Genomic DNA, 538 nt, shown 5'->3' on the forward strand with positions numbered 1-538 from the left:
GCTGCCCGGGCATTGACATCAGGATGACGCCATGCGGCTGGATGATGCCCTGTACCATAAGCAAGGTAAGCCCCAAGCACTAATTGTCGCTTATTAATTTCCATGACATTTTCCTTTGTTTTTCAAAAAATAAAAAATCAGGACACATTAGGAATAAGGTTTATCACTTTTTTACACTAATGCAGTCTTTCTCAATTTCTGCTGTTCGTCCATTTTTCAATATCTCGTGGGATACATACTCCATTGCTTTATAAGCAGCTCTGAGCATATGATTAGCATAAATAATAATATTAAATCCGGCATTACTCAGTTCTTTATGATAAGTCATTGAATAAGTGGTTGGCACACATATAAGTGGTAATTTCGGATATTTCTTTCTAAAAATTTTACTGAACTCAATGATCTCATTAGGTGTGTCCATACAACTATGGATCATGATGCCATTAGCACCAGATTTAATATAGGAATTAGCTCTTTCAAATGCATCTTCAACTCCATAACCAGCAATTAAACTCTCCAGTCTTGCGAAAATCATTAA

At 35.9% G+C, this 538-nt stretch carries 1 protein-coding gene; it reads right to left on the reverse strand.

Annotated elements, in window-relative coordinates:
• Positions 1 to 163 precede the first annotated feature (163 nt).
• A partial coding sequence (locus PSI17_RS17300) for an isocitrate lyase/phosphoenolpyruvate mutase family protein (protein ID WP_273553128.1) occupies positions 164 to 538 on the reverse strand: 375 nt, incomplete at its 5' end.

This window comes from Xenorhabdus sp. IM139775, assembly GCF_028598745.1.
Taxonomy (GTDB): domain Bacteria; phylum Pseudomonadota; class Gammaproteobacteria; order Enterobacterales; family Enterobacteriaceae; genus Xenorhabdus.